Source organism: Paenibacillus sp. 102 (assembly GCF_039549175.1).
Classification (GTDB): domain Bacteria; phylum Bacillota; class Bacilli; order Bacillales; family Bacillaceae_G; genus Bacillus_A.
The window spans coordinates 233,692-249,637 of record NZ_JBCGHT010000005.1; the positions used below are offsets into that span (position 1 = coordinate 233,692).

Genomic DNA, 15,946 nt, shown 5'->3' on the forward strand with positions numbered 1-15,946 from the left:
TCCTCCCTCATTCAAAATAAAAAGACTTCGCATCATAACAAAGCCCCTACTAAATGATAACCATTATCAAGTATTTATTCAAGTTATCTGTCTATGAATCTTTTATTACTAAATAAAAGACCTTCATGAATGAAGGTCTTTTGAATTACACTGCTTCCGTATCCCACTTATGATCTTGCTCTACAAACACAATACCTAATTCATGATGTCCACCTGCATATAATGCAGTTTGAGCAAGGCGCAGCTCACCGTTTGTATCAAGCACTTCTAATTTACAAAATGCCCCTGTCGTCTTGGACTGAAGCGCATCATAAAACTCCTCTGCCGTTTTAGGAATTACACCATTTACTTTCGTAATAACCTCTCCGGGCTTCAAATCTAGTTCTGCACCGATAGTATTCGGAATTATACCTAATACAACTAATCCATCATCACGCGCTGCAAAGTACGCTGGACGCGTTTCATCAGCTATCCGTTCTCTGATTGCTATCGTAAAGCGCCCAAGCATCGCAACTCCCATCGCAATAATCGCTAAAACAGACCACCAATAGCTGACTACACCTAAAATAAGAACAAGAGTCGCTAATCCAAATATGCGTCTTCCTGTAAACAGCAATGCTTCTGTCGGTTCCTCACTTCTAATTGTTCGCATAAAGCCAAGTAAAAACGGAACAAGGAATAGGGAATATGTTTGCGAGCCAACAGAAACGACCGGCCACCACGAAACAAATTGTGTAACGGCATCTCCCGGCACAAGAATAAAAATCGGAACGAGCCATAAACGCTTTGATTCATGTAATCCAATATTTAAACCACGCTTTCCTTTGCGCATTTTTGGCGTTGAATATCGCACTGCATTTTTCGAAATTAATAATCCTTCTACTACTAGCATCAAGCCAAGTAAAATCGCAAGCGATACAATCGTACTCTCTTCTCCTTCCCCAAACTGTAAGAAAGAGATTGGGAGCTTAGAAGATAATAAAGCTGCTACAATCGCCACGCCAAATGTATAAGCGGGAGATAAATATCTATACCCAGTAGCTAGTCCAAATACGAGTGTCCAAATTAAAATCATCCATATACTCGCTTGTGACAGAACTAGCCCGGCTCCAACTGTTATGATGGATACAATAAATCCATATCCAACTCCCGCAAATAGGGAGGTTCGTAGTTCAAACCATACATCATATACTTTAAAAGAAAAATCTTTTCGTTCTCGTAATATACGTAAGTATCCAACAAAAATACTACTTATCAAAAAAACATAAACAGCAGGGTGTAAGAAAAAACGCCCAACTGCTCGCATTATCTCAAAAGACCACGCCTCCACGAACCGCTTCACCACCATTTATATCATTCTTTCTTTTTATCTTATCATAAAGTGAAACTTTAATCAGTGGGGTTTTCTCCATCCCCCACCTAACTTCTTTAGAAAAGCGGAAGCGGCTCGCTCAGAATCACAAGACATTGGAGGCCCCGACAGAGAGGCGTTTTTTGCCTCGTCCGAGGGGGCAAAACGACCGGAGATTCTAGCCGCTAGAGCTAAGCAATGCTTTCGCTGATTTTTGAGGTAGGAGTGTTACTGTCCGCAAATAGCGGGGTAAACACGTACAAAAAAATACAGGCAATAACATGCCTGTATTTCTTCTTACTTCGCCATTAATTTTAATGCAGCCTGTAATTGCAAGTCATTTTCACCAGAGCGAATCTTTTCGATAATTTTATTTTGAATTGCTTCAGCTGTCTTTTTATCGAGCTTCCCTGTTGCTTCCATTTCATTTGCATTTTGGAATGCTTTTATAGCTGACTCTGTTTCTTTACTGAAGTACCCATCTTCACGTCCAGGTACATATCCTAAACTTTTCAGCATTTCTTGCGCATGCTTCACCTGCACATCGTTTACATTATAAGAAAGTGTTTTCTCAATTTGAATTGGCGTTGCATGATAATAATCTGGTTGCTTCACTTCTACCGTTGGAGCAATTCCTTTTTTATGAATCCAATTGCCATCCGGTGTAAGCCATTTAAACATTGTCAACTTAATATTACTACCATCCTTAAATGGAACAGCCTGCTGAACAGTACCTTTCCCAAATGTTTTTTCACCAACTAAATCATATCCTTCACCTTCACTTAATGCACCTGCTAAAATTTCTGAGGCCGATGCACTTCCTTTATCAATTAATACTGAAATCGGATATGACTTTCTCTCTTTTAAAGTAGTTGAGAATTTCTTTTTCTCACCATTTCGTTGTTCAACTTGCATCATTGGCTTTTTGTCCGTCATGATTAATCCTAAAATATCTTGTACACTATTTAAGTAACCCCCTGGATTACCACGCACATCAATAACGAGACCTGTTATATCTTTCTTTTCAAGCTCTTTTAATTGATCTTTAAATTCTTTCGCTGTATTTTCAGAGAAAGATGTAATTTGAATATAACCAATATTTTTCTCCTTCTCTTCCTTTACAGAACTAAATACAGTGAAAATCGGAATCTTTTCACGTTTAATTTTAAATTCGATTGGATCATTTACACCAGGTCGCTTTATTTCAATTGCAACGGTCGTTCCTTTTTTACCACGAATCTTTAAGACTGCTTCTTCACGCGATAAATCTTTTACACTGTTCCCATCTACTGATAAAATTTGATCATTTGGCTTAATGCCTGCTTTTTCTGCTGGTGATCCTTTAATTGGAGAGACAATGATCAGTTTTCCATCCGTTTTGTTCACCTCAGCACCAATACCTTCGAGCTCCGGATCAAGCGATTGTTCAAATTGCTTTGCCGTTTCTTTATCCATATACGTGGAATAAGGGTCCTTCAGCGTAGACAACATGCCTTGTATCGCACCCTCAACAAGCTTGCCGTCCTTCACGTCTTCCACATAACGCGAATCAATCAATGCATACGCTTCATTAATTTTAGCTAAATCCCCTTGTTTCGTGCCGGCACTACTATCACTTGAAATTGTTTGCGCCATATACGATGGATTGATTCCAAACATATACATACCTGCAAACATTCCGCCAGCACCAATTAAAAATGCAACAACCATTCCAATAATCGCAACTCTACGTTTCAATGCGGAATTCCCCTTTCCAAAACACACAGGTGGTGTAGCAAAAGGCATCACACATTGTGTGATGCCTTTACCTATTTCTACTATATGATAAGCTTGTACGAATTATGTTTGCAACTTTTTATACTTTTAAGAAGCGACGAATTGACATTACACTTCCCCACATACCGATTAATGCACCAATTAACACTAATAAACCGGAAAGTTGGAATACAAACGGACTATATGGAAGAAGCTCGAAAATCGTTCCACCAAGCTTCTGGTTAAACATACTTTGAAGTGAATTATAAGTAGATAAAATCACGATAATTGGGAGAATCGAACCGAGTACACCCAAGAATAAACCTTCTAATAAGAACGGCCAACGAATAAACCAGTTTGTCGCTCCAACAAGTTTCATAATTTCAATCTCTGTGCTTCGCGCATAAATCGTAATTTTGATTGTATTAGAGATTAAGAACATCGCTGTGAATAAAAGACCAGCAATTAACACAATCCCAATATTACGACCTGTTTTCACTGTATCAAATAATTTTTCAACTTGACCTTTACCATATTGAACGGTACTTACAAACTGCATTTTTTCAACTTTTTTCGCAATTGTCGCTGTATCAGTTGGTTCTTTTGCTTTTACAATAAATACGTTTTTAAGTGGGTTATCTTGTTCAAATAACTCAAACGTTTTTCCGCTGTCACCTAAGCTTTTAATCAAACGTTTTAACTCTTCTTCTTTAGAAGAATATTTAACAGACTCTACTTTGGCAATTTTGCTAAGATCTTCTTCCAATTTCTTTTGATCCGCTTCTTTTGCTGCTGGATCAATGTGTATACGAATTTCTACATCTTGCTCCACTTTCGTTGCGAAGTGGTTCATATTCATAATCGCTGTTAAAAAGACACCTACAAGTAATAATGTAACTGTTACTGCACTTACAGAAGCAAACGTCATCCAACCATTACGGGATAGATTTTTTACACCTTCTCGTAAATGTCGACTAAGGGTTTTAGTCTTCATATCCGTATCCTCCCTCAATCTCATCTCTAACAATTTTTCCGCCTTCAATCGCAATTACGCGATGGCGAATTGTATTTACGATATCTGAGTTATGCGTCGCCATAACAATCGTTGTACCACGCTCATTAATACGTTTAAAAATACTCATAATATCAAGCGCTGTATCAATATCTAAGTTTCCTGTCGGTTCATCCGCAATTACAACTTTTGGCTTATTTACAATCGCTCTTGCAATTGCCACACGCTGCTGCTCCCCACCAGAAAGCTCATTTGGAAGTGCCTCCGCACGATCCTCAAGACCTACAAGACCTAATACTTCCGTAACACGCTCACGGATCGCTTCAGGTTCTTCTTCAATTACTTCTAAGGCAAACGCTACATTCTCATATACCGTTAATTTAGGTAGTAATTTAAAGTCTTGGAAAATTACGCCTAGTTGACGACGAAAATATGGTACATCTCGCTCTGCCAACGTTTCAATTACAAGTCCATTCACATTGATAGATCCTGTTGATGGTTTTTCTTCACGATACATCATCTTAATAAATGTAGATTTTCCGGCTCCACTCGGTCCAACTACGTATACAAATTCACCCTGCTTAATGTTAACTGTGAGTCCATCGATGGCTTGCATACCATTTGGATACTCCTTATAAACATTCGTCATTTTGATCATTATTTATCACCCAATACTTAATGATTTTTTTCGACATACTTTCTCTGTCTATCTGAACATGAAAGTAAAAACTTTCACTCTTACTTACACTCTGCTGTACTACAAATCTATAGATGTATTTCTGTTGTTTCAAAGAACAGTGAGAACATTTCCAGTCTATCACTGCTGCTTATGTACATGTTTCAGCAAAATTCTACAAACTACATTGTAACATCATTCGGTTTCCAATTCGGATACAATTTTGTTACAGTTATGTTACAGCATAAAAAGAAACACGAAAAAAGTAGTTATTCTGAGGTTCCTTTCTAACTACTACAAACAAGTCTATATCGTTTTATAAATAGTTTCTACTAAAAGATGAATCATCTTATAATCTATATAAATACAAATTGAAAAACTGACATAAAAACTATTATTTAGGTGGGAGAGAGCATCCGCTCATGGATAGAAGCAGTTAGTGCCCTTTCTAGCTCCATGCTATGTAAATACCAGTAAATCAAACTTGGATTTACAAATTAATAAACGACATAAAACCTGATATTTAGGCTTAAGAGAGCATTCGGCAGCTAGAATGCTCGGTGGCTTCGCTTCTTCCTGCGAGGCAAAGTACGCCTCTGCGTCCGAAGCTCCATCCCCCTCACATTCTGAGCGAGCCGCTTCCGCTTTTCTTTTGTCTAGCTCCAGCAGCTAGAATGTTCGGTGGCTTCGCTTCTTCCCGCGAGGCAAAGTACGCCTCTACGTCTGAAGCTCCATCCCCCTCACATTCTGAGCGAGCCGCTTCCGCTTTTCTTATTTATGTTCCGCTAACCATTCTGATACTTTTTTTGCATCCTCACCTTGAATAATTCCTGGAGACATCATGCCGCGTCCTTTTTCAATAATTTTTTCAATATCCGCCGCGTCATATTTGCCGCCTACTGTTCGTAAATCTGGTCCGGTTGCACCTGATAAATCATTAGCATGACAACCTGCACAGCTTTTTTTGTAAATCTGTTCGGCACTATCCGTACTCGCAGATTGATTAGAAGACTTACTGTCCTCTTTCTTTCCGCACGCTCCTACAGCAAAAACTAATGTTGTTCCTAATGCAATCGCCAACAATTTCTTTTTCACTTATATCGCTCCCCGTTATTAATGTCCTTCTCATTATTGATACAGCCATACTTTCACACAGCTCTCACTAGCCATTATAATAATTATCCTCTTACAGAAAAACTAACCTATAGAGGATATTTCTTACAAAAATGATGAGAAACCTACTGATACAAAGCTTTCCGCAATTGTTTCAATTCTGTGAACAGATACAAATTACTGCAAAGAGCCTTTTTCTGAAAAACAGAATAAAAAAATCTTATGCAATTTCCTCATCAATTACAGCTGAGTTCTTATATTTTCTTCTTTTTACAAAACAATATGCGACCTTGTATGATAAAACCAATCCCATCAAAAAGAGAAGTTGTCATCCAACTTCTCTTCCTCCTTCTTTTATCGATATAGATAAGGTATACCTCTTTATATCCCCTATCTCCTCACCGATAGGCCAACAGTCCGTTGGCTTTTTTTCTTAAGAAATACGAGAACGTAAATATGCATCAATAAATGGATCAATCTCTCCATCCATAACCGCTTGTACATTACCAACTTCCGTATTTGTACGATGGTCTTTCACTAGAGAGTATGGGTGAAATACGTAAGAACGAATTTGACTACCCCAGCCAATTTCTTTTTGCTCACCACGGATTTCGTCCAATTGCGCTTGCTTTTCTTCTATTTTCTTTTGATATAACTTCGCTTTCAGCATTTTCATCGCATGCTCACGGTTTTTAATTTGAGAGCGTTCTGACTGACATGTCACAATTGTATTCGTTGGAGTATGCGTAATACGAACTGCCGAATCTGTCGTATTAACGTGCTGTCCACCAGCGCCACTTGCGCGGTACGTATCTATTTTCAAATCTTCCGTACGTACTTCAATTTCGATATCATCATTGAATTCAGGTACAACTTCACAAGATACAAACGAAGTATGACGACGACCAGAAGAATCAAACGGTGAAATACGTACAAGGCGATGTACACCTTTCTCTGCCTTCAAGTAACCATATGCATTGTGACCTTTAATTAATAGCGTAACGCTTTTAATTCCAGCTTCATCACCAGGTAGATAATCAACCGTGTCCACTTTAAATCCACGTTTCTCAGCCCAACGTGTGTACATACGTAATAACATAGATCCCCAGTCTTGTGACTCTGTTCCACCTGCACCTGGATGCAGTTCTAAAATAGCATTATTTTTATCATATGGATCGCTTAATAATAACTGAAGCTCATACTCATTCATTTCTTGAATTAAAGATTTCACTTCAGATTCTAACTCTTCATGTAAATCCTCATCGTATTCTTCTTTTAAAAGCTCATGTGTCACTTCTAAGTTTTCAAACGTTTCATCTAACTGGCGAAACTTCCCAACCATATCTTTCAGTGCATTCGCTTCATTAATTACTGTTTGCGCACCTTGTTGGTCATCCCAAAAACCAGCGCCCATCATTGTTTCTTCTAGCTCCGCAATACGTTTTTCCTTTGCAGGGAGGTCAAAGAGACCCCCTAAAAGCCGCTAATCTCTTAGCCATTTTCTCTAATTCTTGCCTAATTTCTACTAATTCCATGCTCTTCACCTCTATGTAATTGCTTTCGCTTTTATATAAAACAAGGGAAACTCCCTCCGCTTATTACAGAGAGAGTTTATCCCTTTTTATTATATGGATATTTTTAAAACTTTTCCATTTTGAAAATAAAATTTCATGGAAGGTCGATTTTAAACGAGCCACTTCCGCTTTTCTTTTTTGTCCAGCTCCAGCAGCTAGAATGATCGGTGGCTTCGCGCCTTCCTCTGAGGCAAAAAACGCCTCTCTGTCAGGAGCTCCATCCCCCTCACATTCTAAACGAGCTGCTTCCGCTTTTCTTTTGATCCAGTTCTGCCTCCTAGCCCCTCATGCCTAAGAACCTTCCGCACAAGAAAGTACAAATCACTTTCTGTGCGAAAGAACCTTAGCCAACGGGGCTGAACAGTCGGCGCCACTTTTCTTTATTTCCCAATACCACAGCAGTTTTTATATTTTTTGCCACTGCCACATTTGCATAGATCGTTACGTCCGACTTGGTCACCTTTTACGACTGGTTTCTTTTTCGCTTCTTCACCGTCATCTTTTGGATGAACCGCTTCGCCTTGCGCTACTTCTTGGCGCTCTAAGTTTTGTTCGATTTCTGCTTTCATAATGTAACGAGAAATCTCTTCTTCAATAGAAGCGATCATTGATTCAAACATTGAGAATCCTTCCATTTGGTATTCACGAAGTGGGTCAATTTGACCGTAAGCACGTAAATGAATACCTTCGCGAAGATGATCCATCGCATCGATATGATCCATCCATTTCGTATCTACAACGCGGAATACAACAACCTTTTCAAATTCACGCATTTGTTCTGCTGGTAGAAATTTTTCTCTTTCATCATAGCGTTCCATTAATTTTGCAATGATTGGTTCGCTCATTTCTTCTGGCGCAAGACGGCGTAATTCCTCTTCTTTTACATCGCCTTCTTCAAGAAGGTTTGTATTTAAGTAATCAATCAGACCTTTAATGTTCCAATCTTCTTCAATTTCCTCTTGCGTATGAAGAGCTACGGCACGTTCTACAGTAGATTTCATCATTCCTTCGATAATGCCACGTAGGTTTTCAGATTCCATTACCTCTTGACGCTGTTTATAAATAACTTCACGTTGTTGGCGAAGTACATCGTCATATTGCAAGAGTTGTTTACGTGCATCGTAGTTATTTCCTTCTACGCGTTTTTGCGCAGATTCTACAGCACGAGAAACCATTTTACTTTCAATTGGTTGTGAATCATCCATACCAAGACGATCCATCATTGCTTTCATATTATCAGAACCGAAGCGGCGCATTAGTTCATCTTCCATTGATAAGTAGAACTGCGTCACACCAGGGTCTCCTTGACGACCAGCACGACCACGTAACTGATTATCAATACGACGACTTTCATGACGTTCTGTACCGATAACAGCTAGGCCACCAGCTTCTTTTACGCCTTCGCCTAGTTTAATGTCTGTACCACGACCAGCCATGTTCGTCGCAATCGTTACAGAGCCTTTAAATCCTGCTTCTGTAATAATATCTGCTTCACGTGCATGGTTTTTCGCATTCAAGACGTTATGTCGTACACCTTTACGTGTTAACATGTTTGAAATAAGTTCAGACGTTTCAATTGCAACTGTACCAACAAGAACTGGCTGTCCTTGTTTATGGCGTTTCACAATGTCCTCAACAACTGCGTTGAATTTACCTTCCATCGTTTTAAAAATTAAGTCGGCACGGTCATCACGAACAATCGGTCTATTTGTCGGGATTACAATAACATTCATATTATAAATATTACGGAATTCCTCTTCTTCCGTTTTCGCAGTACCAGTCATACCTGATAACTTTTCGTACATACGGAAGTAGTTTTGGAATGTAATTGTTGCAAGCGTCATACTTTCATTTTGAATTTCTACGCCTTCTTTTGCTTCAATTGCTTGGTGTAAACCTTCACTATAACGACGGCCTTTCATAAGACGACCAGTGAATTGGTCTACAATTACGATTTCACCATCTTGTACAACATAATCTGTATCGCGGTGCATAACAACGTGTGCACGAAGGGCCTGATTAATATGGTGAAGAAGTGCAACATGTTTTAAGTCGAATAAGTTTTCAATATGGAAAGCTTTCTCTGCCCTCGTAATCCCGTCTTCTGTTAACATGACATTTTTCGTTTTCACGTCAAATGAATAATCCTTCTCATTTTCTAACGTACGAACAAATGCATTTGCAAACATATATAGCTCTGCTGATTTTTGTGCTTGTCCAGAAATGATAAGCGGCGTACGCGCTTCATCGACTAAGATGGAATCGACTTCATCAATAATCGCAAAATGAAGTGGACGCTGAACACATTGTTCCTTATATAGCACCATGTTATCGCGCAAATAGTCAAAACCAAGCTCGTTGTTTGTACTATATGTAATATCAGCAGCATAAGCAGCTTGCTTTTCCTCACGTGACATACTATTTAAGTTAATTCCTACTGTTAAGCCAAGGAACTCATGTAATTGTCCCATTTCACCCGCGTCACGTTGTGCTAAGTACTCATTGACTGTAACAACATGAACACCTTTACCTGTTAAAGCATTCAAATAAACTGGTAAAGTAGAAGTTAACGTTTTACCTTCCCCTGTTTTCATCTCAGAGATATTCCCTTCATGTAAGGCAATACCACCCATTAATTGAACAGGATAAGGGCGCATACCAAGAACGCGTGTCGCTGCTTCACGAACAACCGCAAAAGCCTCTGGTAATAAATCGTCTACTGTTTCGCCTTTTGTAAGACGCTCTTTAAATTCAATTGTTTTTCCTTTTAATTGTTCGTCAGTTAACGGTTGAATCGACGATTCTAACGCTTCTATTTGATCCACAATTTTCTGCATACGTTTAATTTGGCGCTGGTTTACATCAAACACCTTTTTTAAAATACCGATCATAGGAAATACGCTCCTCTTTTATTAAAATAAAACTTCTGATCGTGCTCTATATGACAGCCCACTAATCAGTCGTTATAAAACGCTAATTTATTTACTACTCTCTTTTCTCCTAATTAAAAAACAAAAAAGTATAAACCTAATGATAATTGTAACACTTGTTTTATAACTATGACAACAACCGACCAAAAGCGTGGTCAAAGTTAGCTGAAAGTTTGCTCAATAGAAGTTTTATAGACAGTTTTTCACATATTTCATCGATTTACATATAAAATCATAAATGTAAAAAAACGCAGCCTTTTACAGCTGCGTTTTCTGCTTATTATTTTGTTTCAATTAATCCATATTTTCCATCTTTGCGGCCATATACAACATTAGTTTCATTTGTATCCGCATTTGTGAAGACGAAGAAGTTATGCCCTAACATATCCATTTGTAAAATAGCTTCTTCAATGTCCATTGGTTTTAAGTCAAATCGCTTTGTACGTACCAGCTCTAACTCATCCTCTTTTACTTCTTCCAGAGTTGCCGCTGGTTCTGTAAGGATTAATGCAGTTTTCGGAGAACCTTTTTCACGTAATTTACGATTTACTTTTGTTTTATGTTTACGAATTTGTCGCTCAATTTTATCAACCACTAAGTCAATTGCAGCGTACATATCGCTATGAGTTTCTTCTGCACGAAGTAATAAATCTGTAAATGGGATTGTTACCTCGACACGTTGCTTGTCAGAGTATACTTTTAAATTAACTTTAATCTCTGGAAATGTATCAAAATAACGCTCTAATTTGCTAAGTTTTTTCTCTACATATTCCTTTAATGCTGGAGTTACTTCAATATTTTCACCACGAATGTTGAATTTCATAGATGAATTCCTCCTTTCAAGCCTTCAAGCCTATGTATACAATTTCGACACCGGCTTAAAAACTCCTTCTAACTTTATTTAAAAAAGTTAGCGAAATTGCAATTTTTTATCATTTTTTGTTGAAAAGAAAAGATGCATCGTTTCTATTTACATTTTATCCTATTTACATCGTAAATAACGAATATAAGTATGGACAATTCGTTACAGAAAAGAAACAACTTTTTGACAACGCTTTCGAAAATTAAAAAGCCGACATACAACCATTTCTTTTAGATAGGAGAGAGGGTCCGCTCTTGGATAGGATGCGGTCAGAGCCTTTTTTATTCCCATCCCATGTAGAAACAGAAGGAGACAATGAGTGGACGTCTCCTTCTGTTCTTTATAGCCGTAATTTATATGTTGGAAGATCAAATTTAACATCTATATATAAACCGTTACCACATACGCAGCTCTATGTTTCTCATAAAACTATTCATTCAAAATTATAATTTCACAACATTCGCTGCTTGTGGTCCACGCGCACCATCTACAATATCAAACTCTACTTTTTGTCCCTCTTCTAACGACTTATATCCATCCTGTTGAATTGCAGAAAAATGAACAAAAACATCATCACCATCTTCACGCTCGATAAACCCAAATCCTTTTTCTGCATTAAACCACTTCACTCTTCCTTGCATGTTCGTTCCATTCCCTTCACTCTAAAAATAAGGGCATTTACCCCATATTTTGACTATAACGAATGACAACATATCAAGTCAAAGAAGTCTTGTCGTCTTTTTATTGTATCTTTCGACATGCATATATATAAACCCATTTTGATTTTTCGATATATTAGTTGCAGTTATGAAAACAAAAACAGTTCTTCACTTATTTCCTCTTTTTGTTTTCACACGGCATGGGGCGAAAAAAGGCACTGACCGCTTCTATGCCTGGCCGGATGCTCTCGCCCACCTAAAAAGAATGGTTTGATGTTGTTTTTTTCATGTGGATTTATATATTACCCCCGACAAAGAGTAAGACTAGAAACTGTTTGGGCACCAGCATTATACAAGCACGCTGCAACTTGCCTAACCGTAATACCTGTCGTATACACATCATCAATGAGTAAAAGATGCTGACCAGCAAACGTTTCTTCCTTTTGAAAGTAAAAAGGATTTGCTACTGACAGCCTCTCTATACGCTTTTTTTTACTTTGTTTTTCCGTATTTTTTCTACTGATAGATGTTTGTAAAATATTGAGTGGTAAACAAGATGCTAACAATTCTGCTTGATTAAAACCACGCTCATATTCTCGCTCCTTACTAAGTGGAATCGGAATAACCGCATGACAATCTGAAAAATACTTGTGGAATACAGCTACAAAGTTCGCATGAAAAACTTGGACAAGCTCAGCGTCTCCTCTGAATTTAAACCGAGCTAACACTTCCTTCATCCAATCATTATAGACGTACACAGATCGATTTTTTATAGGTAGAAACTTCATCTCTTCCTTCCATCTTACACAATCTTTGCAAAAGTCACCTTCTCTATACTCCTCTGAAAGAGACGTAAAAGACCTGCCGCAACCCTCACAACTTTCTCCTATTATATAAGAAAGTTTCCGTTCACATCTCTCGCATATACACCGCATTTCAGACTGAATAAAAAAAGAATACCAACTAACAAGCTCTGAAATATACTCATCACAAAGTAAGCAATGCATTAATCTATCAACCCTTCTTGCTTCGCTTTTTTATTCATAGATTGAATATGCTTTTTCGCGCGCACCATTGCTTCTGTTTTTCCATAATGAAAATACAGAACATCACCATCTGGTTTAAGATGACTTCTGCCAGCCCTACCAGCGATTTGTACAAGTGCACTTTCTGAAAAAACAGCCTCTTCCGCTCCTAACACAGCGACTTGCAAGTCTTCTACCGTCACACCTCGTTCCAAAATTGTTGTCGTTACTAATAGCGGGATATTTCCTTTTCGAAAAGCAGCCACCTTTTCTTTTCGCTCTGGATCCTCTGCATGAACACCTTCAATTCGATCATCTAATGTTTTTAACATTGTACTTACTTCATCAATATAATTTATGTGGGGAACAAATAGAAAAATAGGAGATTGTTTGAGGAGATGATACTTTAACCATTTCAAAACAACAGACGGGATTTTTTTTCGCTTTAATGTCTTTTTCCAATTACCGCACCACTGGAATCTCGGAACCGGCAAAGGGTGACGATGATAACGCCCTGGAATAATTACACCTTGTTGTTTTCCACTCCATAACTTACGTTTTGATGTTTCTGTCGGAGTGGCGGTTAAATAAATTTTCGCTGCATGAGTTTTACTCGCTTGTTCTACCGCATACTGTAACATTTTGTCCATCGCATATGGAAAAGCATCAATTTCATCGACAATCATGACATCAAAAGCCCTATAATAACGAAGCAACTGATGCGTTGTGGAAACGATGAGTCTCGCTTCCTTTTCACGGTCCAAACTACCACCATATAGTGCAGCAATCGGTACATCCGAAAAAACAGTTCGCAGGCGAGGTGCTAACTCTAACACTACATCGGTCCGCGGGGTTGCAATACAAACCCGCTCGCCTTTTCTTAGTGCCTCTTCGATACCATAAAAAAGCATCTCTGTCTTACCAGCTCCGCATACTGCCCAAATAAAAAAAGATTCTTTTCTCTGGACCGCTTCTATTACTCCGCTAGCTGCTCTATCCTGCCCTGGTGATAATTGGCCTTCCCACTGTAAAGAACTCAACAAAACTTCCCTTTCTACATCTCGTATACCGCGAACGAGTATTGTACATTCTCCCACTCGCCCCATCGTGATGCATTTTCGGCAATACGTACACATTTGGTTGCACCTTTTACATAAAAATGAAGCAAATAACCGCTGCTCTATATTTCCGCAGCGCTGACATACATAGCGTGAAGATTTCTTGCTTACCCCTTTTACCAAGGAAATATCTCCTTGTCTTTCCAAACGATCTAGTTCGTCATTTGACAACGAAAGCTCTTCTAGTAGCATTTGTCTTCCTGCTAGCATAGTAAAACACCCCTAGCTTTACTATAATTCTTTCTCTTTATCTCGTAAAAAACCAAAAAAGCCGATAACCTACTTTTAAAATAGTAAGCTATCGACTTTATACACATGTTTTATTCTACTTAAAAATCTTATAATCTACCGTAACCTAAGAAATGTTTTTGATTGTATGAGCTATTTACATTACCTGTAGTAACACCTGTTGATTCATCAGCAGCGTGAATCATTTGACCATTACCGATGTAAATACCAACGTGTGATACGCCCGCTCTGTAAGTACCTTGTAAGAAGATAAGATCTCCTGGTTGTGCTTCAGATGCGCTAATTTTTTGTACAGAACTCCATAAACTTCTTGTATCTTGGCGTCCTAAACCATATACATAAGAAATTAATCCACTGCAGTCAAAACCGCCTCTTGAAATATCAGCACTACCCCATACATATTTCAGACCAATTAATCCTCTTGCTTTTTCAACTACTCCAACATTTCCTCCACCATTATTGGTAGGTGCTGGTGCTGGTGCCGGAGCTGGTTTTGGTGCCGGAGCTGGTTTTACTTCTTCTTTTTTAGACTCTTCTTGTTTAGCTGGTGCTGCTTGTTGTGGTGCTGCTTGTTGCGGAGCCGCTGGTTGTGCTGGAGCTGCTTGTTGCTCAGCTTTCTTCTGCGCTTCCTCTGCTTGTTGCTTCGCAGCTGCTTCTTGTGCAGCTTTCTCTTGTGCTTCTTTTTCAGCTAATTGTTGTAAGTATAAAGCTTGTTGTTCAAGCTCTTTCAACTGATCTTCTGTGCTTGTCATGTTGTTTACAACTGTATCCATTTTACCGCTTAAATCGTTTACTGCTTCTTGTTTTTTCGCTTTTTCAGCGTCAAGTTCTTGCTTTGCAGCTTCGATTTTCACTTGTGCTTCTTTTAATTCTTTTTGTGTTTCTTTTACCGTTTCAACATCTTTTTTCACAGTTGCTTGGTCTTCTTGTTGTGTTTTCATGATATCTTCATCAGATTCAAGAATTTTAGAAACAGAAGTTAAACGATCAACTAAATCCGCAATGTTTTTAGAGTTTACAACGACTTCTGTTACAACGTTCGTATTTGGTTGCTCTTGAAGTGCTACTAAACGTTTTCTTAATAGTTCTTCACGTTTTGCAATTTTCGTTTGTAAATCTGCAATGTTTTGATTTTTCTTCTCGATTAATGCCTGTGCTTCCTCAACTTTTTTCGTTGTTTCGTCAAGCTTTGCAGCGTTTTCTTGAACAGACTTATCTAAACCTTGAACTGTTTTATTTAAGTCATTCATTTGTTTTTGAAGCTCATCACGTTCTTGTTGTTGTTTATGTAAAGTGTCATTTTGTGAGTTAATTTCTGTTTTTACATCCTCAATCTTTTCCGCAAATACATTTGGTGTTACTACTGAAAACATCATAAATCCTGCAGCTAATGCGCAAGAGGCCATTTTTAGCTTTTTCATTTTGTTTTTTACACCGCTTTCCTTTTTTTCTTTTCCGTATGTAATCTATTAAAATTTATACCATATTTCGGGAGATATTTTATCAATGTTACGCTTTTGTAAAATAAATGTAATATTAAATTTGTGATTTCCTGCCATTATTTTTCTAATCCTGTAATTTCTTGTAGAATTTTAAGAAAATCACGCTATTTATTTTTACAA

General features: G+C 38.1%; 11 protein-coding genes and 1 pseudogene. All 12 read right to left on the reverse strand.

Annotation, left to right across the window (positions count from 1 at the left end; translation table 11 throughout):
• Positions 1-145: 145 nt before the first annotated feature.
• The 12 genes and pseudogenes from AAIE21_RS15175 to AAIE21_RS15235 all read right to left on the reverse strand — a co-directional run bounded on the left by AAIE21_RS15175 (position 146) and on the right by AAIE21_RS15235 (position 15,873).
• Positions 146-1,348 (reverse strand): PDZ domain-containing protein, encoded by a 1,203-nt coding sequence (locus AAIE21_RS15175; RefSeq protein WP_343267533.1) that lies wholly within the window; start codon positions 1,346-1,348, stop codon positions 146-148.
• 300 nt (positions 1,349-1,648) lie between these two features.
• Positions 1,649-3,088 (reverse strand): S41 family peptidase, encoded by a 1,440-nt coding sequence (locus AAIE21_RS15180; RefSeq protein WP_481858682.1) that lies wholly within the window; start codon positions 3,086-3,088, stop codon positions 1,649-1,651.
• Between the two features lie 118 nt (positions 3,089-3,206).
• Positions 3,207-4,100, reverse strand: a complete 894-nt coding sequence (gene ftsX, locus AAIE21_RS15185; protein ID WP_343267534.1) for a permease-like cell division protein FtsX — start codon at positions 4,098-4,100, stop codon at positions 3,207-3,209.
• A complete protein-coding gene (gene ftsE / locus AAIE21_RS15190; protein ID WP_343267535.1) occupies positions 4,090-4,776 on the reverse strand; it encodes a cell division ATP-binding protein FtsE in 687 nt (228 codons plus the stop codon). Before ftsE ends, ftsX begins: the two co-directional genes overlap by 11 nt.
• A 789-nt stretch (positions 4,777-5,565) precedes the next feature.
• Entirely contained in the window at positions 5,566-5,889 is a 324-nt protein-coding gene (cccB, locus tag AAIE21_RS15195) for a cytochrome c551 (protein WP_343267536.1), read from the reverse strand.
• Between the two features lie 451 nt (positions 5,890-6,340).
• A protein-coding gene (prfB, locus tag AAIE21_RS15205) for a peptide chain release factor 2 (RefSeq protein WP_343267537.1) occupies positions 6,341-7,442 on the reverse strand; the annotation gives its coding sequence in 2 pieces (ribosomal slippage) (positions 6,341-7,369 and positions 7,371-7,442; 1,101 coding nt in all).
• Between the two features lie 419 nt (positions 7,443-7,861).
• The gene (gene secA, locus AAIE21_RS15210) at positions 7,862-10,372 is read right to left on the reverse strand and encodes a preprotein translocase subunit SecA (RefSeq protein WP_343267538.1); all 2,511 of its coding nucleotides are present in this window, start codon (positions 10,370-10,372) and stop codon (positions 7,862-7,864) included.
• A gap of 319 nt (positions 10,373-10,691) precedes the next feature.
• Positions 10,692-11,234 carry a ribosome hibernation-promoting factor, HPF/YfiA family gene (gene hpf / locus AAIE21_RS15215; protein WP_343267539.1) on the reverse strand — a complete coding sequence of 181 codons (543 nt, stop codon included), beginning with the start codon at positions 11,232-11,234 and terminating at the stop codon, positions 10,692-10,694.
• 482 nt (positions 11,235-11,716) lie between these two features.
• Positions 11,717-11,914 carry a cold shock protein CspC gene (cspC, locus tag AAIE21_RS15220; RefSeq protein WP_001162040.1) on the reverse strand — a complete coding sequence of 66 codons (198 nt, stop codon included), beginning with the start codon at positions 11,912-11,914 and terminating at the stop codon, positions 11,717-11,719.
• A 320-nt stretch (positions 11,915-12,234) separates the two neighbouring features.
• Positions 12,235-12,939: a ComF family protein gene (locus AAIE21_RS15225; RefSeq protein WP_343267540.1), complete on the reverse strand. Its 705-nt coding sequence runs from the start codon at positions 12,937-12,939 to the stop codon at positions 12,235-12,237.
• A complete protein-coding gene (locus tag AAIE21_RS15230; RefSeq protein ID WP_343267541.1) occupies positions 12,939-14,285 on the reverse strand; it encodes an ATP-dependent helicase ComFA in 1,347 nt (448 codons plus the stop codon). Before AAIE21_RS15230 ends, AAIE21_RS15225 begins: the two co-directional genes overlap by 1 nt.
• A 128-nt stretch (positions 14,286-14,413) precedes the next feature.
• Positions 14,414-15,873 (reverse strand): annotated as a pseudogene (locus tag AAIE21_RS15235) (C40 family peptidase).
• Between the last annotated feature and the right edge of the window lie 73 nt (positions 15,874-15,946).